This window comes from Bradyrhizobium sp. MI1.3, assembly GCF_055811695.1.
In genome coordinates this window covers 81,380-104,672 of sequence record NZ_JBVVPQ010000016.1, presented here as the reverse complement: position 1 = coordinate 104,672, position 23,293 = coordinate 81,380, and the positions used below count along the sequence as shown (strand labels likewise).

Below are 23,293 nucleotides of genomic sequence, written 5' to 3'. Positions count from 1 at the left end.
CACGCTCTGATCGATCAGTCGATGATCTTGACGACGCGGCGCGTGCGCGGCTCCACGATCACGCGGCGATCGTTCACGACCGCATAGCGATATTCGGTGTAGTTCGGCACGGGCCGCAGCACCACGGTCGGCGGCAGCGGCTCGCCGACCACGACGCGCTCGTGGACCACGACCGAATCATCACGCGGAATTCCGCCGAGGATCGCATTCGGGATTTCCAGACCAGCGCCGACCGCCGCCCCGACGGTACCACCGACCATCGCTCCGACCGGGCCGCCGATGTCGCCGCCCGCGCGTGCGCCGTTCCTGGCGCCCTCTTCGGTCGTCGACTGAGCAAAGGCCGCACTCGACGCCAGCAGCGACGCGGCAGCCAACGAAATCGCAAGACGGGTTTTCATGTGCTTATGTCTCCAGTGATTGTTGTGCGCCTTCAACCGCGGGGCCGGATCATTGTTCCGGTTCCCCGCCCGATCTAGACGGCACCAAAACCGGAGACTGTTACCCGGTAACAGTTCAGGCCGCCGCGATCTCGTGGCCCGCCATCAGTTCCAGCGCGCGCACCATCGCCGAGTGATCCCAGCCCTTGCCGCCATGCGCGGCGCAGGACGAGAATAGTTGCTGCGCCACTGCCGTGCTCGGCAGCGACAGGCCGAGCGCGCGGGCGCCTTCAAGCGCGAGGTTGAGATCCTTCTGGTGCAGCTCGATGCGGAAGCCGGGATCGAAATTGCGCTTCACCATGCGCTCGCCATGCACTTCGAGAATCCGGGACGACGCAAAGCCGCCCATCAGGGCCTGCCGCACCAGCGCCGGATCCGCACCGGCTTTCGACGCGAACAGTAGCGCTTCGCTGACCGCCTCGATCGTCAACGCGACGATGATCTGGTTGGCGACCTTCGTCGTCTGGCCGTCGCCATTGGCGCCGACGCGGGTGACGTTCTTTCCCATCCGGTCGAAGATCGGCTTCATGGTGTTGAAGGCGCGCTCGGGGCCACCGACCATGATGGTGAGGCTTGCCGCCTTGGCACCGACCTCCCCGCCTGACACCGGTGCATCGAGATAATCCGCGCCGAGCGCCTCGATCTTCTTCGCAAATTCCTTGGTCGCCAGCGGCGAGATCGAGCTCATGTCGACCACGATCTTGCCCTTGGAAACGCCGCCCGCGACGCCGTCCTTGCCGAACAGCACGGCCTCCACATGCGGGGTATCCGGCACCATGATGATGACCGCATCCGCCTCCTCCGCGACCTCCTTGCTTGACTTGCAGTCAACGCCGCCGGCCGCGATCAGCTCGGGTGCGACCGGCCCGACATCGTGCAGGAGAACGCGATGGCCTGCGGCCAGAAGATGACCGGCCATCGGCCGTCCCATGGTGCCAAGTCCGATAAAGCCGATGTCGATCATGTCTACGGTTTCCTCAGGTCTCGAAAGTCTGCGCGGCGTGCCAGGACAGGCCTTCCAGCGTCGTAGTGCGCGGCTTGTATTCGCAACCGATCCAGCCGCGATAGCCGATCGCGTCGAGATGGCGGAACAGGAAGGGAAAGTTGATCTCGCCGGTGCCGGGCTCGTGACGACCTGGATTGTCGGCGAGCTGGATGTGCGCGATCTGCGGCAGATATTCCTGCATGGTACGGGCGAGATCGCCCTCCATGATCTGCATGTGATAGATGTCGTATTGGACAAACAGATTGTTTGAGCGCACCTCGGAGACCAGCTGCACGGCCTGCTCGGTGCCGTTGAGGAAGAAGCCGGGAATGTCGAGCGTGTTGATCGGCTCGACCAGAAGCTTGATGTTCTCGCGCGCCAGGGTCGAAGCTGCAAACCGCAGATTCCCGACCAGCGTTTCGTTGAGCTCACGCGGGTCGGCATCGACAGGCGCGATGCCGACGAGACAGTTGAGCTGCTCGCAATCGAGTGCCTTGGCATAGTCGATGGCGCGAAACACGCCGTCCCGGAACTCGCTGACACGATCCGGCAAGATCGCGATGCCGCGCTCGCCTGCCGCCCAATTGCCGGCCGGCAGATTGTGCAGCACCTGCGTCAGCCCATGGCGGTCGAGCTGCTCGCGCAAAAGCGCCTTATCGAAATCATAGGGGAAGAGGTACTCGACCCCGGAAAAGCCCGCCGCTTTGGCCGCGGCGAAGCGGTCCACGAACGGCATTTCGTTGAAGAGCATGGTGAGGTTGGCGGCGAATCTCGGCATGATGCTGTTCCCTATTCCGCCGGCTGCAGCACGCCGGACCGCGCGGTCGCGACCTCGTCGAGCGGCAGATCCAGCACCTCCTCGAATTCGACGATGTTGTCGATCTCGGTGCCCATCGCGATGTTGGTGACACGTTCGAGGATGAACTCGACCATCACGGGCACGCGATGCTTGGCCATCAATTCGCGCGCGGTCGCGAACGCCGCCTGCGAGTCTTTCGGGTCGGTGACGCGGATCGCCTTGCAGCCGAGGCCTTCGGCGACCGCAACATGGTCGACGCCATAGCCGCCGAGCTCGGGCGCGTTGATGTTCTCAAAGGAGAGCTGGACGTGATAGTCCATGTCGAAGCCACGCTGGGCCTGGCGGATCAGGCCGAGATAGGAGTTGTTCACGACGACGTGGATGTAGGGCAGATTGAATTGCGCCCCGACCGCGAGCTCTTCGATCAGGAACTGGAAGTCGTAGTCGCCGGAGAGCGCGACGATGTCGCGATCCGGACACGCCGCGCGCACGCCGAGCGCCGCGGGCAGCGTCCAGCCGAGCGGCCCGGCCTGCCCGGCATTGATCCAGTTGCGCGGCTTGTAGACCCCCAGAAACTGCGCCCCGGCAATCTGCGACAGGCCAATCACGGAGACGTAGCAGGTGTCACGGCCAAAGGCCTTGGTCATCTCCTCGTAGACGCGCTGCGGCTTGATCGGAACGTTGTCGAAATGGCTCTTGCGCAACATCGTTTTCTTGCGGTCGCGGCAGGAAGCGGGCCACGCCTGGCGCTCGCGCAACCTGCCTGACCGGCGCCACTCCCTGGCGACGGTGACGAAAAGCTCAAGGGCGGCCTTGGCATCCGAGACGATGCCGAGGTCGGGGTTGAACACGCGCCCGATCTGGGTCGGCTCGATGTCGACATGCACGAAGGTGCGGCCCTTGGTGTAGGTCTGGACCGAGCCGGTGTGGCGATTGGCCCAGCGGTTGCCGATGCCCAGCACGAAATCGGATTCGAGCATGGTGGCATTGCCGTAACGGTGGCTGGTCTGAAGACCGACCATGCCGGCCATCAGCACGTGGTCATCGGGGATGGCCCCCCACCCCATCAGCGTCGGCACGACCGGCACGTTGGCGATCTCGGCGAATTCCACCAGCAAATCCGAGGCGTCGGCATTGATCACGCCGCCGCCCGCGACGATCAGCGGCCGTTCGGCCGCGTTGAGCATCTCCAGCGCCTTCTCCACCTGCTTGCGCGTCGCGGTGGGCTTGTAGACCGGCAGCGGCTCATAGGTCTCGTCGTCGAACTCGATCTCGGCGAGCTGCACGTCGAGCGGCATATCGATCAGGACCGGGCCAGGCCTTCCCGAGCGCATGATGTGAAAGGCCTGGCTGAACACGCGAGGCACCAGCCCGGGCTCCCGCACGGTCACCGCCCATTTGGTCACGGGCTTTGCGATCGATTCGATGTCGACGGCCTGGAAATCCTCCTTGTAGAGCCGCGCCCGCGGCGCCTGGCCGGTGATGCAGAGGATCGGGATGGAATCGGCGATCGCCGAATAGAGCCCGGTGATCATGTCGGTGCCCGCCGGCCCCGAGGTTCCGATGCAGACGCCGATATTGCCCGCCTTGGCCCGCGTATAACCCTCGGCCATGTGCGAGGCCCCCTCGACATGGCGCGCCAGGATATGGCGGATCGAGCCGCGCTTCTTCAGCGCCGAGTAAAGCGGATTGATCGCGGCCCCGGGAACGCCGAAGGCAGTCGAGATGCCTTCCTTCTCCAGAATTCGCACGGCAGCATCGATGGCTCGCATCTTCGCCATATCGGACCTCGCTTGAGTTGCATTGGCTCGAGCGAGATCATCGGGCCCGCGAGGGCTTCACTCAACGAGATCGATTTTATTTTCCACGATGCGGCAGCCGCGAAAAAATCGCGGCGGCTTCAGTCGGTTAGGTCGAGACTCGCGTGAAAGCGCTCACTCGAACAGCGGCGCCAGCTCCATCTGCGGCACCAGCACGAGGCCCTTGTCGGTGATGCGAATTTCCGGAATGACCGATAGAGGAATCAAATTGAAGCCCATGTAGGGGATGGTGCAGCCGGCTTCCGCCCATTCTTTCTTCAGCACCTTGACCTCTTCCGCCACTTCGGTAACGCGCTTGTCGGACAGCAGACCGGCGATCGGCAGCGGCACCAGCGCCCTCACCTTGCCCTCGGCGACGAGGCAGACGGCGCCCTGTTGCTCCTTGATGGCGGCCACCGCGACCTGCATGTCGGCCTCGTTGGTACCGGCAACGATGATGTTGTGGCTGTCGTGCCCGACGCTGGAGGCGACCGCGCCGCGCTTCAGGCCAAAGTCCTTCAAGAGGCCATAGGCGACATTGCCGGCCGATTTGCCGTGGCGCTCGACCACCGTGACGAAGCACAGGCTGTAGCGCGCGAACAATTCCGGCCAATCCTTGGCCGGCTCGATCTCGATCTTCTCATGGATCAGCGTGATGCCGGGCAACGCGGTCTTGATGGCGTTGACGGTGCAGGCCTTCGCCGGCAGCTCCGGCGTCAGCTTCAGCTTCTCCGGCAGCTTCACAGTCGCGTAGGCCGCCTTCGGGTATTGATATCGCTGCGACAATGCCTGATCGAGCCGCGGCGTGATCTTGCGGTTCTCGACCACCAGCTCGCCGCCATACCAGGTGCATTGCGGCTTCAGATTGTCGTCCATCAGCACCAGATCGGCGCGGCGCCCCCCGCCGAGCCCGCCGATATCGCTGTCCATGTTGAAGCGCGTCGCGCCATGCAGCGAGCCCATCGACCAGGCCTGCTCGGGCGACATTCCCGCCTTCACCGCCTCCCGCACCACCCAGTCGAGACCGAACAGCAGGAGATCATCGGCGTCGCGATCGTCGGTGCACGCGGCCGTGCGCTTGTGCGAAGCGCCGAGCTCGGTGATAGTGCGGATCGCCTGCGGCAGCGAGTGCCACGGTGTGGTCGGCGGTCCCCCGCGCAGGAAGACCCAGACCCCGGCATCGAGCAAATCGTCGGCGATGTCGCGGTCGATCGCCTCATGGGTATCCGTGACGCCGGATGCCGCATAAGCCGCAACGAATTCGCGGCCATAGACATGGCCGGACACCGGCCGCCCACGCTTCAGGGCGGCGGCGAGGATGGCGTGGCTGCGCTCATCGCCCATGGTCACGGGCACGAAATCCATCTTCTCGCCGAGCCCGACAGCCTCCGGCCAGCGGTCGAACAGGCCGGCGATCTTGTCCGGTGTGAGGTCGCCGCCCGCAGTCTCCAGTGCGGCCGAAGTCGCGGGCACCGTGCTCGGCACTGTCAAGAAGATCGACAGCGGCGCCTCGCGCGCGTCCTCCAGCATCGCCTCGACGCCGGCGACGTCCATGACGTTGCCGATCTCGTGGCTGTCGCAGAAGATCGTGGTGGTGCCGTTGAGCAGGGCGGCCTCGGCATAGGCGCAGGCCGTCACCATCGAGGATTCAATGTGGATGTGCGGATCAACCAGGCCCGGCGCGATAATGCCGCCCGCGGCATCGTAGGTCGTGACGCCGCTCCAGGCCTTCTTGGCTATTCCAGCCGGCTTCACCGCCGCGATGCGGCCGCCGGTGATCCAGACCTCACGTCCCTGATGGATGCGCTCCGAATAGGTCGAAAGCACCCGCGCGCCGGTGACGACGAGATCCGGCGCGACCCGCGCCGAGGCCACATCGGCGAGACGCCGGGTCATCGAATGCAACGGTGCGACGGCGAAGCGGGTAAGTCTGGTCATCGGGACCCTCGCGTGGCGTTACGGTCCCCGCGATGGTTACGCCCTGCGCCGGACCGGGCAAGCGCAAATATAACGGCAGGCCCTGCTTACGCCTTAGGCGGCGAAGCGCCTGCCGCCCCTGACCTCGCGGGCCTGCGCGAGTTCCGTCGTCTCGGGGCCGCTGCGGCAGTGGGCTTGACCCGAATCCGCATTGACCTCCCGTTCTGCTCGTCGATCTCGAAGGAATTGGTCTTGCGCACGAGGTCGCTCAGCTTGCGGAAGCCGAACGTTCTCGGATCGAAATCGGACGCGAGATTGGCAAGTTGGCGGCCGACTTCCCCGAGCGTGACCCAGCCGTCCTCGCTCTCCATCTGGGTGATGACCTTCTTGATGATGGGGGTCGCGGCATCGAGCGGCTGAAGCGATTTCGATCTCGAAGCGGCGTCCTGGGTGTGCGCCGGCGCGGCAAGCAGGTTCTCCGTGTAGACGAACCTTCGGCAGGCCTGCCGGAAGCTCTCCGGCGTCTTCTGTTCGCCGAACCCAAAGACATCGATGCCCTGCTCCCGGATCCGGGCGGCCAGACGGGTAAAATCGCTATCCGACGACACCAGGCAAAAGCCGTCGAACCGGCCGCTGTGAAGCAGGTCCATCGCGTCGATGACCAGGGTGATGTCGGAGGCATTCTTTCCGGTCGTATAGGCAAACTGTTGCTGCGGGATGATGGCGTGTTTGGAAAGGATGTCGGCCCAGCCCCTGGACCTGGCATTGGAGAAGTCGCCGTAGATGCGGCGAACGCTGGCCTCGCCGATCTTGGCAATCTCCTCGAACAGTCCATCGGCAATCTTTGCCGAAGCGTTGTCGGCATCGATCAGGACAGCGAGACGGGGCGAACGGAGCTCTGACGGCATGACTTTTCCTAAAAAGGAGGCGACAACGGTGCGTGGATATACCGATGTCGGGGCAGCTGCCGCCAGAGCTGATTTCTTCAACGGGCCACGACGGACCGCGAACCGGGGTCAGGCTGGCTTCGCGACCGGGGTCACACCCCCGAGCGCGGCCGTCAGTTCCGCCGCAACCTCGCGCACCACACGGCCGATCTCCGGCAGCCGCGCATCGGTGACCCTGCTGGTCAAGCCGGAAACGGAGATCGCCGCCAACGGCTCGGCAAGCGCGTTGTAGACCACGGCGGCAACGCAGCGCAGGCCGATCTCGGCTTCCTCGTCGTCGATCGCAAAACCCTGCTTGCGGATGGTCGCGAGCTCCTTGAACAGGTCGCTTGGTCGCACGATCGATTTCTCGGTCAGGCGTGGCATGCCGTGATGGCGAATGACGGCACCGACGTCCTCGTCGGAATAGGTCGCGAGCACCGCCTTGCCGACGCCCGACGTTACCATCGGAACGCGGCCGCCGACCTTGGTCAGCGAACGCATGATTTCACGGCTCTCCATGCGGGTCAGCACGATGATGAACTCGTCGTCGACCACGGCGAGATTGGCGGTCTCGCGGGTGAGATCACGCAGCTTGCGCAAATAGGGGATAGCCTGGGCGCTGAAATTGCGCCGCCGGGCAAAGCTCGCGCCCACCGTGAAGCTGCGCACGCCGACATGCCATTTGGATTCGGCGCGGTCGAACTGCACGAAGCGGCGGCTTTCCAGCGTCGCCAGCAGGCGGTGTACGGTCGAGGCCGAGAGCCCGGTGCGAACGGCGAGATCGCTGAGGCGATAGCCTTCGTCGTCTTCGGACAATGTTTCGAGAATCGACAGCGCGCGATCAACGGATTGCACGCCGCCGTCGCGCGCGTCGTGGTCAGGCTCCGATGACGATCGGGGCTCGATCGATTTGCGTCGGATCACGTTCTTGCTCATCGCGACCTGCATTGCCAATCAGACAAGACGCGAGCCGCCTGCCCTCCCTCGCCCCGTTCTTACGGGGGGAGGGTCGGGGTGAGGGGCTATCTCCGCGAAGACGGTGAGAGACGGACTCGCGGAGAGTGCCCCTCACCCGAAATTTGCTGTGCAAATTCCGGCCTCTCCCCGCAGGCGGGGAGAGGCGAAGGCAGCCTCAGAGCAGCCCTGCTCCGCGCGCCCATTTGTACTTGGCGCCGAGGACTTCGACCGGCAGCTCGGTCGAATACGCATAGGCCGGGATGCCGTTCTGGTAGAGATATTCGGCGGCCTCCTCGACCTCGACGTCGCCGGCGAGCGAGGCGACGATCGGCTTCACGAAGCCCTTGGCCTCCATCTCCTTCTTCACCTCGACCATGTTGCGGGCGAACACCATCGGCGGCGTGACGATGGTGTGCCAGTAGCCGAGGATGAGCGAATGAATGCGCTCGTCCGTCAGGCCGAGCTTCACCGTGTTGACGTAGGTGATCGGCGGCTCGCCGCCGGTGATGTCCACGGGATTTCCGGCCGCGCCAAACGGCGGGATGAACTTGCGGAAGGCAGCATCGAGATCTGCCGGCATCGACATCAGCGACAGGCCGTTGTCGACGCAGGAGTCCGACAGCAGCACGCCCGACCCGCCGGCACCGGTGATGATCAGCACGTTCTCGCCCTTCGGCGTCGGCAGCACCGGCACGCCGCGGGCGAATTCGAGCAGTTGCCGCAAGCTACGGGCGCGGATCACGCCGGACTGCGCGAGGACGTCCTCGTAGATCTTGTCGTTGCCGGCGAGCGCGCCGGTGTGCGACGAGGCCGCCTTCGCGCCGGCCGAGGTGCGGCCGGCCTTGAGCACGATGACCGGTTTTTTCCTGGAGACGCGCTTTGCCGCTTCCGCAAAGGCGCGGCCGTCCTTGAGGTCTTCGCAGTGCTGCGCGATCAGGTTGGTGTTCGGATCCTGCTCGAAGAAGGCGAGCAGATCGTCCTCGTCGATATCGGACTTGTTGCCGAGGCCGACGATCGCGGACACGCCCATCTTGGCCGAACGCGAGAAGCCGATGATGGCCATGCCGATGCCGCCCGACTGCGAGGACAGCGCCGCGTGGCCCTTGACGTCATAGGCGGTGCAGAAGGTCGCGCAGAGATTGGCAGGCGTATAATAGAAGCCGTAGATGTTCGGGCCCATCAGGCGGATGTCGTACTTCTTGCCGACTTCGACGATCTCGGCCTGCAGCTCCGGCGCGCCGGCTTCCGCGAAACCGGACGGGATCAGAACCGCGCCGGGAATTTTCTTCTCGCCGCATTCGGTGAGCGCCGCGGCGACGAACTTCGCGGGAATGGCGAACACCGCGGTATCGATCACGCCGGGCACGTCCTTGACGCTCTTATAGGCCTTGTAGCCGAGGATCTCGGCGGCCTTGGGATGGATCGGGTAGATGTCGCCCTTGTAGCCGCCGTTGATGAGGTTTTTCATCACGGAATTGCCGATCTTGCCGTCCTCGGCCGAAGCGCCGACCACGGCAACGGCCTTCGGCTGCATGATGCGGCTCATGGCCGCGACGATCTCTTCGGTCGGGCGCGGCTTCGGCTTGGGCACGTAAGCGAAGTCGACGACGATGCGGACGTCGGCCGCGATCGCGTCCTTGGCCGTCGCGAACACCGGGTTGAGATCGAGCTCGACGATCTCCGGGAAATCGGTGACGAGCTGCGAGACCTTGACGATGACATCCGCAAGCGCCGTGCGGTTCACCGGCTCGCCGCCGCGAACGCCCTTCAAAATTTCATGCGCCTGGATGCCGTCGAGCATCGACAGCGCGTCTTGTTTGGTCGCGGGCGCGAGGCGGAAGGTGATGTCCTTCAGGACTTCGACCAGCACGCCGCCGAGGCCGAAGGCAACCAGCTTGCCGAACGAGGCATCGGTGATCGACCCGACGATCACTTCGGTGCCGCCGGCCAGCATCTGCTGCACCTGGACGCCCTCGATCTTGGCGTCGGACTTGTACTTCCTGGCGTTGGACAGGATCGTCTCGTAGGCCTTCTCGGCGTCTTCGGCCGTCTTGAGGCCGACGATGACGCCGCCGGCTTCGGTCTTGTGGAGAATGTCCGGCGAGACGATCTTCATCACCACCGGAAAGCCCATCGAGGCGGCCATTTTGCCGGCCTCGCCGGCCGATTTCGCCACACCCTCCTTCGGCACTGGAATGCCGTAGGCGTCGCAGACCAGCTTGCCTTCCGGCGCGGTCAGGCTGGTGCGCTTGTCCGCCTTGACCTGGTCAAGCACCTTGCGGACGGCATCTTTGGAATTGGACATGTGGCTCTCCCTTGACCTTGGTTCTTGCGTTCTCGAAGCGCGCGCGTGTTGCGGCTGCCCGTGATGCTTTCCATTCGCCGCGCTCTGTTCCATGTCGCGGAACGGAGTGGCATAAAGCCGAGATTACTCCGCCGGCTTGGATCAAAAATGGCTGGCGATGGCATTTGGTATGCCAGAAGCCAACTTGTCAAGCTGCAGCGCACCTTAGAACGCTGCAAAAAATAGGCAGCTTGACATTCTGGTATTTGGTATGCCAAAAACTTTCCCGTTAATAATCCTGTAAAAGACGACTCCCACTGGAGGAGATTCGTCGTGTCACTGCGGAAACCAACCAAGGCGTTGCCGAACATGGCCGAGGCAGATATCGCAATCGTTCGTATTGCCCCGGAGTCGAGCTTCAAGAACAAGGCGTATGACGCCTTGAAGGAAGCCATCCTCAAGATGGACATCTACTCGACACCCGAGCCGGTGATGCTCGACGAGCGGGCGTTGTCCGAGCGCCTGGGTGTGAGCCGCACGCCGATCCGCGAAGCCATCGCGATGCTCGAGCAGGACGGCTTCGTGAAGACGGTCCCGCGCCGCGGCATCATGGTGGTGCGGAGGACCAAGAGCGAGATCGTCGACATGATCCGCGCCTGGGCGGCGCTGGAGAGCATGGCGGCCCGCCTCATCACCGCCACAGCGCGAAAGAAAGACATCACGGCGCTGCGCGACTACTTCAAGGATTTTGGTAAAGACCGCCTGCCCGAGGATCACGTCGAGGAATATTCGCGCGCCAACATCGCCTTCCACCAGGCGCTGATCTCGCTGTCGGAATCACCGGTGCTGGTCGATCTCACCAACGACTTGCTGCTGCACGTGCGTGGCTATCGGCAATTGACCATCGGACGCAAGGACCGTACCGCGACGTCGCTCCCCGAGCATCTCGGCATGATCGAAGCCTTGGAGGCGCGCGATACCGAGCTCGCCGAGAAGCGCGCCCGCGATCACACCCTTGGCCTTGCCGCTTACGTCGAAGCGCATGGTCAGGAACTCTTCTAGCCAGCAACGTTCACCAGAAGGGCGAGGCATCGCCCCTAAAGCCTGAAACGGCATCTTGAGACCAGGGAGACAAGGCCCATGCTGAATACCGCGACCAAGTCCGAAGCACCGGGCACCGAGCAGGAATTGACGGATGGCTTTCATCTCGTCATCGACGCGCTCAAGCTGAACGGCATCAACACCATCTACAATGTGCCGGGCATCCCGATCACGGATTTGGGCCGCATGGCCCAGGCGGCCGGTATTCGCATGATCTCGTTCCGCCACGAGCAGAACGCCGGCTATGCGGCGGGCATCGCCGGCTACCTCACCAAGAAGCCCGGCATCTGCCTCACCGTCTCCGCTCCCGGCTTCCTCAACGGTCTCACCGCGCTCGCGCACGCCACCACCAACTGCTACCCGATGATCCTGATCTCAGGCTCCTCCGAGCGCGAGATCGTCGACCTCCAGCAGGGCGACTACGAAGAAATGGACCAGCTGGCGATCGCCAAGCCGCTGTGCAAGGCAGCCTATCGCGTGCTGCACGCCCAGGACATCGGCATCGGTCTTGCCCGTGCCATCCGTGCCGCCGTCTCCGGCCGTCCGGGCGGCGTCTATCTCGACCTGCCGGCAAAGCTGTTCGGCCAGGTGATGAACGCCGATGCCGGACGGAAGTCGCTGGTCAAGGTGATCGACGCGGCTCCCGCGCAGATCCCCTCGCCCGCTTCGATCAAGCGCGCGCTTGATGTTTTGAAGGGCGCAAAACGTCCGCTCATCATCCTCGGCAAGGGCGCGGCCTACGCGCAGGCCGACGAGGAGATCAAGACCTTCGTCGAGAAGAGCGGCATTCCCTTCCTGCCGATGAGCATGGCCAAGGGCCTCCTCTCCGACACGCATCCGCAGTGCGCAGGCGCCGCCCGTTCGACGGTGCTGAAGGAATCCGACGTCGTGCTGCTGATCGGCGCCCGACTGAACTGGCTGCTCTCGCACGGTAAGGGCAAGAACTGGGGCGAAGCGCCCAAGAAGTTCATCCAGGTCGACATCGAACCGCGCGAGATGGACTCCAACGTCGAGATCGTCGCGCCCGTCGTCGGCGACATCGGCTCGGTCGTTTCCGCCTTCAACCAGGCGATGGCGTCGGGCTGGACCGCGCCGCCGGTCGAATGGACCAAGGCGATTTCGACCAAGCGCGAAGAGAACGTCGCCAAGATGGCGCCGAAGCTCATGAACAACAAATCGCCGATGGACTATCACGGCGCGCTCGGCGTGCTGAAGAACGTCATCAAGGATCATCCCGAGGCGATCCTCGTCAACGAGGGCGCCAACACGCTCGACCTCGCCCGCGGCGTCATCGACATGTATCGCCCACGCAAGCGTCTCGACGTCGGCACCTGGGGCGTGATGGGCATCGGCATGGGCCAGGCGATCGCGGCTACGCTCGAGACCGGCCATCCCGTGCTCGCGGTGGAAGGCGACTCGGCCTTCGGCTTCTCCGGCATGGAAGTGGAGACCATCTGCCGCTACAATTTGCCGATCTGCGTCGTCATCTTCAACAATGACGGCATCTATCGCGGCACCGACGTCAACGGCGCCAATGCCGATCCGGCGACGACGGTGTTCGTCAAGGGCGCCCGCTACGACAAGATGATGGAAGCCTTCGGCGGTGTCGGCGTCAACGCCACCTCGCCGGACGAGCTCAAGCGCGCCGTCAACGAAGCCATGGCCTCGGGCAAGCCGACGCTCATCAACGCCGTGATCGATCCGGCCGCCGGTTCCGAGAGCGGCCGCATCGGCAACCTCAATCCGCAGAGCGTTCTGCAGAAGAAGAAGTAACCAGCCGCCGGGTCATTCCCCGCGCAGGCGGGGAATCCAGTAATCGCCAGATCATCCTTGAGGCGAGCACTGAGGCCCAACTGAACCTTCAGCGAATAATGGATGCCCGCCTTCGCGGGCATGACGGAAACAGAAGAGTAACAGGAGCAACACGATGACAAAAGCGCTCGAGGGCGTTCGCATTCTCGACTTCACCCACGTCCAGTCCGGGCCGACCTGCACGCAGTTGCTCGCTTGGTTCGGCGCCGACGTGATCAAGGTAGAGCGCCCGGGCGTGGGTGACATCACCCGCGGCCAGCTGCAGGACATCCCGAACGTGGACAGCCTGTATTTCACCATGCTCAACCACAACAAGCGCTCGATCACGCTCGACACCAAGAACCCCAAGGGCAAGGAAGTCCTCACCGAGCTCATCAAGAAGTGCGACGTGCTGGTCGAGAACTTCGGCCCCGGCGTGCTCGACCGCATGGGCTTCCCCTGGGAGAAGATCCAGGCGATCAACCCGAAGATGATCGTCGCCTCGATCAAGGGCTTTGGCCCCGGACCGTACGAAGACTGCAAGGTTTATGAGAACGTCGCACAGTGCACCGGCGGCGCCGCCTCCACCACCGGCTTCCGCGACGGCCTGCCGCTGGTCACCGGCGCGCAGATCGGCGACAGCGGCACCGGTCTGCATCTGGCGCTCGGCATCGTCACCGCACTCTATCACCGCACCCATTCCGGCAAGGGCCAGAAGGTGACGGCTGCGATGCAAGACGGCGTGCTCAACCTCGCGCGCGTCAAGCTGCGCGACCAGCAGCGCCTCGCCCACGGCCCGCTCAAGGAATACAGCCAGTTCGGCGAAGGCATTCCGTTCGGCGATGCCGTGCCGCGTGCCGGCAACGATTCCGGCGGCGGCCAGCCCGGCCGCATCCTGAAGTGCAAGGGCTGGGAGACCGATCCCAACGCCTACATCTACTTCATCACCCAGGCCCCGGTCTGGGAGAAGATCTGCGACGTGATCGGTGAGCCCTCCTGGAAGACCGATCCGAACTACGCCAAGCCGGCCGTCCGCCTGCCGCGCCTGAACGAGATCTTCGGCCGCATCGAACAGTGGACGATGACGAAGACGAAGTTCGAGGCGATGGAAATCCTCAACAAGGACGACATCCCCTGCGGCCCGATCCTGTCGATGAAGGAGATCGCCGAGGACCAGTCGCTGCGCGCGACCGGCACCGTGGTTGAGGTCGACCACCCCACCCGCGGCAAGTACATCTCGGTCGGCAACCCGATCAAGCTGTCGGACTCCCCCAGCGATGTGGAGCGCTCCCCGCTGCTCGGCGAGCACACCGACGAGATCCTGCGCACCGTGCTTGGCTTCTCGGACCATCAGGTCGCCGATATCCACAAGTCCGGCGCGCTCGATCCGCCGCAAAAGCAGGCCGCCGAGTGAGCGGGCTCATCTCACGACGCGAAAGGCCGCCGGCTTCGGCGGCCTTTTTGTTGACGCCGAAGGGGCTGCATCGCACGATCGGCACGCTTGCCGCGCCGCGAAGGCTGGATTAAAGATTGGTTCGCGAGGAACAGACGCGGCGGCCGGCCGTTGCTCCCTCGACCGGCGTGCTCCCGGGAATGAGAGCATGCCCGGAAATGCCAGCATGCCATCTCCACAGCGAGTGCAGCACGCCTCGCAAAGACCCTGCCCCACGCTGAATAACTGGTCGCCTTCGCTTCCGAGGATGGCAAGTCGGCCTTTCAGTTCGGGCACGGGTGGCGTCGCGTCCGGCACTCGCCAGGACCACGCTCTTTGATCAAATTGAGGGCTTAAATGTCGAAAGATCAATCCTCTGATCGCGCCAAGCGTGAAGCCAACAAGGCGTTCAAGCCTGCGACAACGCAGAAGCCGATCAATGACTATGCGAAGGACCAGAACTCCTTCAACGAAAATCGCGAACGGCTGAAAGCGGAGCGATTGGCCCGCGAAGCGAAGCCGGGAAGCCGTTCCGAATAAGCGCGGACGGTACCAGGCTCCGACGGCGAATTCCGCTGAAGCGGGGGCGCCGAAATCCGCCTGATCTACAGCATCGAGAGCACGACGATTCCGTCTTCAACTGCCCCGGAAGCGAGCTGCGCCCGCGCCATCCGCTCTAACTCGGTCCGGTTCTTGCGAAGATAACTGAAAGCCTGCTTCTGCGTCAGGAACGTCGTCGCAAGACGGCACATCTGTCGTCCTGCGCCAAGCGCGAGAAAGAAGGTGATGGTGCCACCGCCATCCGACTTGATTCTAGGCACGATCCGCACTCTTTGGCATGTGATCGGCCCTCTCCGAATTGTCGTTGGCGCAATGGAAGGCAGCTATGGCGTCACCTTCTTCTTGCGCTTCGTCGGGGTGGCCGCGGGCAACGATGCCTGAAGGGCGGCGTCTGCCGCTTCCTTGGCTTCGCGCAGCTCTCGAAGCCGCGCCATGTTCTTGCGAACATCGACGGCTTGCTTTCCAACATCCACCATCGCCCGAGCGCCTTCCTCAGCGGCCAAACGCTGACGGTTAGTACGCGCGATGCTTTCGGGTGACGGTTCGGCCGGTCTCTTGGCGCTCATTATTCACCCTGCTCTGCAACGGACAAAAACCCGCTCAATCCTGGGATCGAGCGGGTGGCATGGCCGTTTCAGTACATCCGTGAAACGGCACCAAGGCTTTAGGCCAGCGAGAGATTCTCAGCGCTGACCTTGCCCCGCATCTTGTCGGTCTTGAGCTCGAAGTTGACCTTTTGGCCTTCAGCGAGACCTGCAAGACCAGCCCGCTCGACCGCGCTGATGTGAACGAACACATCGTTGCCGCCGTCGTTCGGCTGAATGAATCCAAAGCCCTTCTGGCCGTTAAACCACTTCACAGTACCTGTCGTCATTTTCTTCTCCAAAGCGCATACGCGCAGGTTCCGCGTGATCGTCACGCAGAACAAATTCTATTCGTCGATGTCTATGGAAAAGGAGCCCGCGGGCGCATTCAACAAGGCACAGCGGCTGAACGAACAGCCTCAACGTATACCTCATCCTCGCCATTTGCAAGGCTTGACCGAATTTACCGCCTTGGGGAGCCCGGCGGTAGGTACAGGACGTCACGCTGCCGAGCACTCATCGTTCGGCGCCAGCTGCTCTGGGAGGGCTGCCGAGCGCCACATGCGTCGACTCGGCCGCACGGAGACCAGATCGCGCCCGATGAAGCTTTCGTAGCGGCTCTGATTTTCTCGGCGACGATCTGCGACCCAACCCGATTACGGGTTGCAATATCCGAATTCAGAGTATTTTGGGGGCGCTCGCCGCGTTCTCCAATTCAGAACGCATGTATCGCAATAATGCATTTTTACAAAACGAGGGGGTAATCTAGGCTTGATCGATGCCAAGCCGTACGGCGCGCAATGGAGCGCGACGACGGAGGGACCGATACCGACCGATGCGGCTATTTTTTACTCAGACGTCGCCATACGCCCGCAAGGTAAGAGTCGCCATTCATGAGCTCGGATTGAGGCTTGCCGACTGGTTTGAACGCGCGCGCGTTCGCTCATCCATGATCGCGATACGGCCATGCTGAGTTTCGAGCCCGGAACGGTCTTCAGCAGCCGCCACCTCGCCGATATTTTCAGCACCGCCCCGATGCGCACCATGTTCGGTGAGCGCAATTCGCTTGAGTCCATGCTTCTGGTCGAGGTCGCGCTGGCGAAGGTTCAAGCGCAGCTCGGTGTGATTCCTGCCGAGGCTGCTGCTGCGATCGCCTCCGCTGCACGTGCTGAACTACTCGACCTCGACGAATTGGCGGCGGGAACTTTGCGCGCTGGTTTGCCGGTCGTGAATCTGGTCGAGCAGTTGATCCGACTCACCGGCAACCCCCATGGCGAATTCGTCCATTGGGGCGCCACGAGTCAGGACATCATGGACACCGCGCTCGTGGTGCAGATCCGCGACGCGCTCGAGCTCATCCACCGCGATCTGGAGCGCCTGATATCGACGCTTGCGGATCTGGCGCGTACCCACCGCGATACGCCCATGGTCGGCAGGACGAAACTTCAACACGCGATTCCGATCACCTTCGGATTCAAGGTTTCCGTCTGGCTGTCGGGCCTGCTGCGCCACAGGCAACGTCTCGCCGAACTCAAACCAAGAGTCCTCCAGGTCCAGTTCGGCGGTGCGGTCGGCACTTTCGCATCACTCGGCGACAATGGCGACAGCGTCCGCGCTGCGTTGGCCAGCGAACTCGAACTCGGCGAACCTCTGGTGGCATGGCACGCCGCGCGCGATAGTTTGGCCGAGACGGTTTGCCTGCTTGGGCTGATCTCCGCGACCTTGAGCAAGATCGCGACCGATGTCGTGTTGATGGCGCAGACTGAGGTCGGCGAAGTGCTGGAGCCAGGCGGCCAGGGCCACGGCGCCTCCAGCACCATGCCGCACAAGCGCAACCCAATCATCTGTGAGCAGATTCTCAGCACCGGACTGTCGTTGCGCCGGCTCGCGAGCGCCATGCTCGACGCTTCGGTCCACGACCATGAACGGGCGACGGGACCGTGGCAGGCCGAATGGTCGCTGCTGCCGGAAGCATTCGTACTGGTCTCCCGGGCCTTGGACAACGCTGTTCGCCTCTGCGGCGGACTGGTCGTCAGACCCGATGCGATGCAGGCCAATCTCGGGCGGACACAGGGTCTCATCGCCGCCGAGGCCGTCATGATGGCGCTGGCTCCACACGTCGGGCGCCATCATGCGCACGAGATGGTGAGCGCGGCATGCACGCACGCGATCGCTTCGGGCCTGACATTGGCCCAGAGCCTTTCGCGCGATCCGGCCGTGACGGCCCACATCGCCCTGCATGAGATCGAGGCGGCTGCGGACCCGGCTCGATACATCGGCCTGTCCGCCCGTGAGGTCGATCGTGTCCTCGCGGCCTGTGCCGATCGACCGGCCAGTGCTGCGCAAGACGACGCCCCTGATGCGGAGTGAGGCCATATGATTCTGAAACGCAAGCATACGGCCCTCCTCGCAGCTGCGATGCTGTCAATGTTGAATGCGGCACATGCCGAGTCGCCCTTCCCATCACGGCCGATCACGTTGATCGTCCCGTTCGCGGCTGGCGGCCCGAATGACGTGATGAGCCGGATCGTGTCCGAACACATGTCGCGAAAACTCGGGCAGCCGATCATTGTCGAGAACATCGCCGGGGCGGGCGGCACGACCGGCTCAGCGCGCGTCGCAAAAAGCGCGCCCGACGGTTATACGCTCGTCAGCGGTCACGTCGGGACGCATGCGGCATCGGTCGCGCTGTATCCGAATCTGCGTTACGACCCGCTGGTTGATTTCACGCCGATTGGCCTGGTCGCGGAAACGCCGATCCTCGTCGTCGCTCGCCGCGACCTTGGCGCGGACAGCATGGCGTCGTTCATCGCGATCGCCAAGGCGCGCGGCCCGGACCTCACCTTGGCCCATGCGGGTGTCGGTTCGATCAGCCACATCAGCTGTCTGCTGTTCACCTCCGTGATCGGATTCAAGCCGGTCGAGGTGCCATATCGGGGATCAGCACTGGCGATGACCGACCTGATCGCCGGCCGCAGCGACTTCAGTTGTGGATTGTTGGGCGACGTTCTTCCCTTCCTGGGTGACAACAATCTGCGTTTCCTGACCGTTTCGGCCGCAGCGCGGGTTCCGCAATTGCCGGAGACACCGACGGCCAGGGAAGCAGGGCTTCCACAGTTTGTCGCATCGAGCTGGTTCGCGTTCTACCTGCCGAAAGGCGCGCCTGACGCCATTCGCGACCGGTTCTCGGATGCGCTTTGCGCAGCGCTCGACGATGACGGCGTGCGGAGACGGCTCGAACTGGTAGGCTTGATCCTGCCACCGCCGGACCAGCGAGGCCCCGAACCGCTCAAGCGACGGATGACCGAAGAGATCGCGCGCTGGCAGGACATCGTCAAAACCGCGCAGATTCGACTCGATCAATAAGTGCGACCGATGCAGTCGAGCGCGTGATCGCCGGCCAGCTTTCGCCGTCGGCGCATCAGCCGCAGGCGGGCGGAACAATCCGACGATCCCCGGCTACAATCTCGCATTCACCATGACGCCGCACGACGTGGCGGCAGTCTGCCAATCATCCATCAAAAAAATCGAGACGCCCTGTCGGATCGGCGGTATCTGATCCGTCATCTAGACATGAATGGGCAATAGACGCTGACGTCGAGCCCGGCGATTCATGAGGAAGATGATCATGCCCAGCACTGTCCGCCTGCACCGCGTTTTGACGACCAGCCCGGAGAAAGTCTATCGCGCCTTCCTGGAGGCGGATGCGCTGGCGAAATGGCTTCCGCCGAACGGCTTCACCTGCACGGTCCATCATTTCGAGCCGAAGGTCGGGGGCACGTTCAAGATGTCGTTCCGTAACTTCACGACGGGCAACAGCCACGCCTTCGGCGGCGAATATCTCGAGCTCGTTCCCGGCGAACGTCTCCGCTACACCGACAGGTTCGACGACCCCAATCTGCCCGGCGAAATCCAGGTCACCGTGATCCTGAAGAAGGTATCCGTCGGCACTGAGCTGGATATCACGCAGGCCGGCATCCCCGACGTCATTCCGCCGGAGGCTTGTTATCTCGGCTGGCAGGAATCGCTGCGCAATCTGGCGAAGCTCGTCGAGCCTGAGATCAAACAATAGCGTCTGAGGTAGAGCGAGCGCCTCGTCCTTCGAGACGACCGCTCCGCGGTCTCCTCAAGATGAGGCTAGCGGCAACAGCGCTCGTCGAGACTGCGGCCACATACTCCGACCTCATCCTGAGGGCCCGCCAAAGGCGGGCGTCTCGAAGGATGGGCCGCCGAAACGGTCGCCAAGTGCGATGGCCAGCTCACGACGGGAACCAGCGATCGAGTGTCATCTCAGCGAGCCTACGCCCCTGCCTTCGGCGCAACCCCGCCGCTTGCGGTCCAGCGGTCCGGATCCGGGCTATGTCCGATCAAAGCAAGGCCGTAGGCGATCGACTCGAACTGATCGCCCGACATCAGCCGTTCGTTGCCGAACCGCTCGGCGAACAGTTTTCGAACGGCCGGCACGAAGGACGTGCCGCCGGTCAGAAACACCTTTTCGATCTCGCGCGCGGTGATGCCGGCTTCGCCAAGCACCTTGTCGACGGTGGCCCCGAGCCTCGCGATATCGTCGGCAATCCAGGCTTCGAAATTCTTCCGCGTGATGGTCGCGCCAATGTCGACCCCGCCGCCTTTGAAGCGGAACTCCACCTGATCCTGCGCCGACAGCGCGACCTTGGCGTCGGATACCGCGCGGTACAACGAAAAGCCGAGGTCGAGATCGACGATGGTGATGAAATCCTCGAGCAGAGTCGGCTTCACCGCGGTGCGCGCAAGCTCCCGGAGTTCGCGCAGGTCGCCGTTGCTCTTCATCATCGCGAGCTGATGCCAGCGCGCGAGGTTGGTGTAGTGGCCGGTGGGGATCGGCAGCACCTTGTCGAACGAGCGGAAGCTCGAGCCCTTGCCTAGCCGCGGCGAGACGACGTGATCGACGATGCGGTAATCGAAGGTGTCGCCCGCAATCCCGATGCCGGCATGGCCGAGCGGTTCGGCGCGCAAGGCGCCGCCGGCACGCGAGAACCGCATCACGGAGAAATCGCTGGTACCGCCGCCGAAATCCGCAACCAGCACGGTCGCATCCCGCTCCAGGCGGCGAGCGAAGGAGAACGCTGCGCCCACGGGTTCGTAGACATAGCGCGCGTGGCCGGCGCCAAGGCGCTCGAACGCGGCCCGGTAGCGCTGCATCGCGAGCGCCTCGTCAGGATTGCCGCCGGCGAAGCGGACGGGGCGACCGACCGTGATGGTGGACGTCTCGAAGCCGAATTTATCGCCGCCATGGCGCGCCAGCGTCCGCAGGAACGCCGCCAAAATGTCCTCGAACTTGTAGCGCTGCCGGAACACCTGGGTGGTGTTGAAGCTGGAGCTCGCGGCGAAGGTCTTGAACGACTGGAGGAAGCGGTAGACATGCCGTCCTTCCAGGAACTGCTCGATCGCCCACGGGCCACCTTCGGCCTGGGCGCCGGCTCCCGGCCGATCCTCCCAGAAGCACAGCGCCGATACGAAGACGCTGTGGCGCTGTCCACCATGGTCGAAGCGGATGGCCTCGACCCGGCGGTCGTCCGCCGCAAGGGCCACGACCGTGTTGCTGGTCCCAAAATCGATGCCGATCGAGACGGCGGGCGAGGCGCTCGACATGAACCACTCTGACAGATGATTGGAAGGGGGCAGACCACTAGCGGCTTCGTGTGCCGCTGCCAAGGCTCCGTTTTTGGACATCGACGGTCAAATGGTTCAGTTTCGGCGGGGTTTGGGCATATCCCCGCTCAAATCGGCCCATTTAACGGATTATTATGCTGCAATGCGGTACACTAAATGCTGCCATGCAATGGCATGCATAGACATTGGCATCTGGTATACATAGGTTGCCCTTCGAAATGAGACAGCAGCACTGACCGTCTCAAGAAAGGGATTTTCGATGTCCAAGACCGCTTCCGTCGCTCTCGCGCCCTCCTCCTCGCTGTTCGCCCGCTTGATGGCCACGATCGACCGCCTCCTGATGGCGAGCGCCGAGATCTCGAATCACAATGGCGACCTGCCGCGCTTCGGCCTGTAAGCCGGCCCCCTTCCCGCGCCGCCGCGCAGCGGCACGGTTTTAGATCGGTTCGAATACGACTTTTGATGAATGGCCCCGGATGACGGGGCCATTTCTACTTGTGCTGTCCTGAGTCACAGCCGCCACCGGGCAAGGTGCTGCGGCATTTGCGCACGGTGACCGGACCAGCGCTTGAAGCTTGGCATAATGCATACAAGAATGCCGTTCCAGCGCTCGCAGAAAAATGAGAGGCGCCACGGGAGGCTTTATGACGGACATGGTGCAAGCAACCGCCCCGACAGCCGCGCGCGTTAGCGACACATATCGCTGGACGCAATTGGCGGTTGGCGTCGCGGCGATGGTGATGATCGCCAACTATCAATATGGCTGGACGTTCTTCGTCCCCGACATCCAGAAGAAATTCGGCTGGGATCGCGCGTCGATCCAATGGGCCTTTACGCTGTTCGTGCTGTTCGAGACCTGGCTCGTGCCGATCGAAGGATGGTTCGTCGACAAATACGGTCCGCGCATCGTGGTGCTGGTCGGCGGCGTGCTCTGTGCCGCCGGCTGGGCGATCAACGCGGAGGCGACCACGCTCAACGGCTACTATCTCGGCATGATCATCGCAGGCATCGGCGCCGGCGGCGTCTACGGCACCTGCGTCGGCAACGCCTTGAAGTGGTTTCCGGACAAGCGCGGTCTTGCCGCGGGCATCACCGCCGCGGGCTTCGGTGCAGGCTCCGCGCTCACCGTCGCGCCGATCCAGGCCATGATCAAGGACAGCGGCTTCCAGACCACATTCCTCTATTTCGGCCTCGGACAAGGCATCATCATCTGCATCCTCGCCTTCTTCCTGCTGGCGCCGAAGGCAGGCCAGGTGCCGAGCGTGGTGGCGAACGCCAATCTGCAACAGAGCCGCCGCAACTATCAGCCGACCGAGGTGCTGCGTCAGCCGATCTTCTGGCTGATGTACTTCATGTTCGTGATCGTCGGCGCCGGCGGCCTGATGGTGACGGCCAATTTGAAGCCGATCGCGGCCGACTGGAAGATCGACAACGTGCCGGTCACGTTGATGGCGGTGACGATGACCGCGGTGACCTTCGCGGCCACGATCGACCGCGTGCTCAACGGCCTGACGCGTCCGTTCTTCGGATGGATCTCCGACATGATCGGCCGCGAGAACACGATGTTCATCGCCTTCGGGATGGAAGGTATCGGCATCTGGATGCTCTACCTCTGGGGCCACGATCCGCTCTGGTTCGTGCTGCTCTCGGGCTTCGTGTTCTTCGCCTGGGGTGAGATCTATTCGCTGTTCCCCTCGACCTGTACCGACACGTTCGGCGCCAAGTTCGCGACCACCAATGCCGGCCTGCTCTACACCGCGAAGGGGACGGCCGCGCTGCTGGTCCCGATCGGCAATTACATGCAGCAGTCGTCGGGCAGTTGGGACAACGTGTTCATCATCGCGGCCGGCGCCAACATCCTGGCCTCGGCGCTGGCGATCGCGGTGCTCAAGCCCTGGCGCAAGGTCGTGGTCGCGCAATCGACCGTCTGACGCACTCCAAAAGCGCTTCTCGCGCAAGACGCCCCCCCCCCCGCCGCCGGGGGGGGGGGGAGGGGGGGGGGGGGGGGGGGCCCCCCCGGGGGGAGAAGCCCCACCCAATTTTTTGGGGGCCCCCCCCCAAAAGA

At 63.5% G+C, this 23,293-nt stretch carries 21 protein-coding genes; 9 read left to right on the top strand and 12 right to left on the bottom strand.

The window, feature by feature from the left end; all coding sequences use genetic code 11:
* Positions 1–14 precede the first annotated feature (14 nt).
* The 8 genes from AC0L3A_RS14545 to AC0L3A_RS14510 all read right to left on the bottom strand — a co-directional run bounded on the left by AC0L3A_RS14545 (position 15) and on the right by AC0L3A_RS14510 (position 10,128).
* Positions 15–398, bottom strand: a complete 384-nt coding sequence (locus AC0L3A_RS14545; protein ID WP_007593296.1) for a DUF1236 domain-containing protein — start codon at positions 396–398, stop codon at positions 15–17.
* Positions 399–513: 115 nt separating this feature from the next.
* A complete protein-coding gene (locus AC0L3A_RS14540) occupies positions 514–1,401 on the bottom strand; it encodes a 2-hydroxy-3-oxopropionate reductase (RefSeq protein WP_219680918.1) in 888 nt (295 codons plus the stop codon).
* A 13-nt stretch (positions 1,402–1,414) separates the two neighbouring features.
* Positions 1,415–2,200, bottom strand: coding sequence for a hydroxypyruvate isomerase (gene hyi, locus AC0L3A_RS14535; RefSeq protein WP_473254632.1), 786 nt, complete (start codon positions 2,198–2,200; stop codon positions 1,415–1,417).
* Positions 2,201–2,211: 11 nt separating this feature from the next.
* A complete protein-coding gene (gcl, locus tag AC0L3A_RS14530) occupies positions 2,212–4,002 on the bottom strand; it encodes a glyoxylate carboligase (protein WP_473254631.1) in 1,791 nt (596 codons plus the stop codon).
* Positions 4,003–4,155: 153 nt separating this feature from the next.
* Positions 4,156–5,958, bottom strand: coding sequence for an adenine deaminase (locus AC0L3A_RS14525; protein WP_473254630.1), 1,803 nt, complete (start codon positions 5,956–5,958; stop codon positions 4,156–4,158).
* 86 nt (positions 5,959–6,044) lie between these two features.
* Entirely contained in the window at positions 6,045–6,845 is an 801-nt protein-coding gene (locus AC0L3A_RS14520; RefSeq protein WP_007593304.1) for an NYN domain-containing protein, read from the bottom strand.
* Positions 6,846–6,953: 108 nt separating this feature from the next.
* The gene (locus tag AC0L3A_RS14515; protein WP_007593306.1) at positions 6,954–7,802 is read right to left on the bottom strand and encodes an IclR family transcriptional regulator; all 849 of its coding nucleotides are present in this window, start codon (positions 7,800–7,802) and stop codon (positions 6,954–6,956) included.
* 196 nt (positions 7,803–7,998) lie between these two features.
* The gene (locus AC0L3A_RS14510; RefSeq protein ID WP_473254629.1) at positions 7,999–10,128 is read right to left on the bottom strand and encodes an acetate--CoA ligase family protein; all 2,130 of its coding nucleotides are present in this window, start codon (positions 10,126–10,128) and stop codon (positions 7,999–8,001) included.
* Between the two features lie 348 nt (positions 10,129–10,476).
* Between AC0L3A_RS14510 and AC0L3A_RS14505 the strand changes: the two genes are divergently transcribed.
* The 4 genes from AC0L3A_RS14505 (at position 10,477) to AC0L3A_RS14490 (ending at position 14,971) form a co-directional block, all read left to right on the top strand.
* The gene (locus tag AC0L3A_RS14505; RefSeq protein WP_197031202.1) at positions 10,477–11,169 is read left to right on the top strand and encodes a GntR family transcriptional regulator; all 693 of its coding nucleotides are present in this window, start codon (positions 10,477–10,479) and stop codon (positions 11,167–11,169) included.
* Between the two features lie 78 nt (positions 11,170–11,247).
* Complete coding sequence (gene oxc, locus AC0L3A_RS14500) at positions 11,248–12,981, top strand: oxalyl-CoA decarboxylase (protein ID WP_219680904.1); 1,734 nt, start codon at positions 11,248–11,250, stop codon at positions 12,979–12,981.
* 154 nt (positions 12,982–13,135) lie between these two features.
* Positions 13,136–14,413 (top strand): formyl-CoA transferase, encoded by a 1,278-nt coding sequence (gene frc, locus AC0L3A_RS14495; protein ID WP_007593311.1) that lies wholly within the window; start codon positions 13,136–13,138, stop codon positions 14,411–14,413.
* 375 nt (positions 14,414–14,788) lie between these two features.
* Positions 14,789–14,971 (top strand): hypothetical protein, encoded by a 183-nt coding sequence (locus tag AC0L3A_RS14490; protein ID WP_007593314.1) that lies wholly within the window; start codon positions 14,789–14,791, stop codon positions 14,969–14,971.
* Positions 14,972–15,036: 65 nt separating this feature from the next.
* Here AC0L3A_RS14490 and AC0L3A_RS14485 read toward each other — a convergent pair whose 3' ends face one another.
* The 3 genes from AC0L3A_RS14485 to AC0L3A_RS14475 form a co-directional block, all read right to left on the bottom strand.
* Positions 15,037–15,261 carry a hypothetical protein gene (locus tag AC0L3A_RS14485; RefSeq protein ID WP_007593316.1) on the bottom strand — a complete coding sequence of 75 codons (225 nt, stop codon included), beginning with the start codon at positions 15,259–15,261 and terminating at the stop codon, positions 15,037–15,039.
* 54 nt (positions 15,262–15,315) lie between these two features.
* The gene (locus AC0L3A_RS14480; RefSeq protein WP_007593322.1) at positions 15,316–15,558 is read right to left on the bottom strand and encodes a hypothetical protein; all 243 of its coding nucleotides are present in this window, start codon (positions 15,556–15,558) and stop codon (positions 15,316–15,318) included.
* Between the two features lie 98 nt (positions 15,559–15,656).
* Positions 15,657–15,866, bottom strand: a complete 210-nt coding sequence (locus AC0L3A_RS14475) for a cold-shock protein (RefSeq protein ID WP_007593324.1) — start codon at positions 15,864–15,866, stop codon at positions 15,657–15,659.
* 676 nt (positions 15,867–16,542) lie between these two features.
* On the opposite strand from AC0L3A_RS14475, the gene pcaB reads away from it, so the two are divergent.
* The 3 genes from pcaB (at position 16,543) to AC0L3A_RS14460 (ending at position 19,648) form a co-directional block, all read left to right on the top strand.
* Positions 16,543–17,946, top strand: a complete 1,404-nt coding sequence (gene pcaB, locus AC0L3A_RS14470) for a 3-carboxy-cis,cis-muconate cycloisomerase (protein ID WP_219680901.1) — start codon at positions 16,543–16,545, stop codon at positions 17,944–17,946.
* Between the two features lie 6 nt (positions 17,947–17,952).
* A complete protein-coding gene (locus tag AC0L3A_RS14465) occupies positions 17,953–18,942 on the top strand; it encodes a Bug family tripartite tricarboxylate transporter substrate binding protein (protein WP_007593328.1) in 990 nt (329 codons plus the stop codon).
* Between the two features lie 262 nt (positions 18,943–19,204).
* On the top strand, positions 19,205–19,648 hold the full coding sequence (locus tag AC0L3A_RS14460; RefSeq protein WP_007593330.1) for an SRPBCC family protein: 444 nt from the start codon (positions 19,205–19,207) through the stop codon (positions 19,646–19,648).
* A 227-nt stretch (positions 19,649–19,875) separates the two neighbouring features.
* Here AC0L3A_RS14460 and AC0L3A_RS14455 read toward each other — a convergent pair whose 3' ends face one another.
* On the bottom strand, positions 19,876–21,207 hold the full coding sequence (locus tag AC0L3A_RS14455) for an Hsp70 family protein (protein WP_219680890.1): 1,332 nt from the start codon (positions 21,205–21,207) through the stop codon (positions 19,876–19,878).
* A 280-nt stretch (positions 21,208–21,487) separates the two neighbouring features.
* Here AC0L3A_RS14455 and AC0L3A_RS14450 point away from each other — a divergent pair, with 280 nt between their 5' ends.
* Together AC0L3A_RS14450 and oxlT are read left to right on the top strand one after the other, a co-directional pair.
* The gene (locus AC0L3A_RS14450) at positions 21,488–21,625 is read left to right on the top strand and encodes a hypothetical protein (protein ID WP_007593333.1); all 138 of its coding nucleotides are present in this window, start codon (positions 21,488–21,490) and stop codon (positions 21,623–21,625) included.
* A gap of 247 nt (positions 21,626–21,872) precedes the next feature.
* Positions 21,873–23,159: an oxalate/formate MFS antiporter gene (gene oxlT / locus AC0L3A_RS14445; RefSeq protein WP_007593335.1), complete on the top strand. Its 1,287-nt coding sequence runs from the start codon at positions 21,873–21,875 to the stop codon at positions 23,157–23,159.
* Positions 23,160–23,293: the final 134 nt, after the last annotated feature.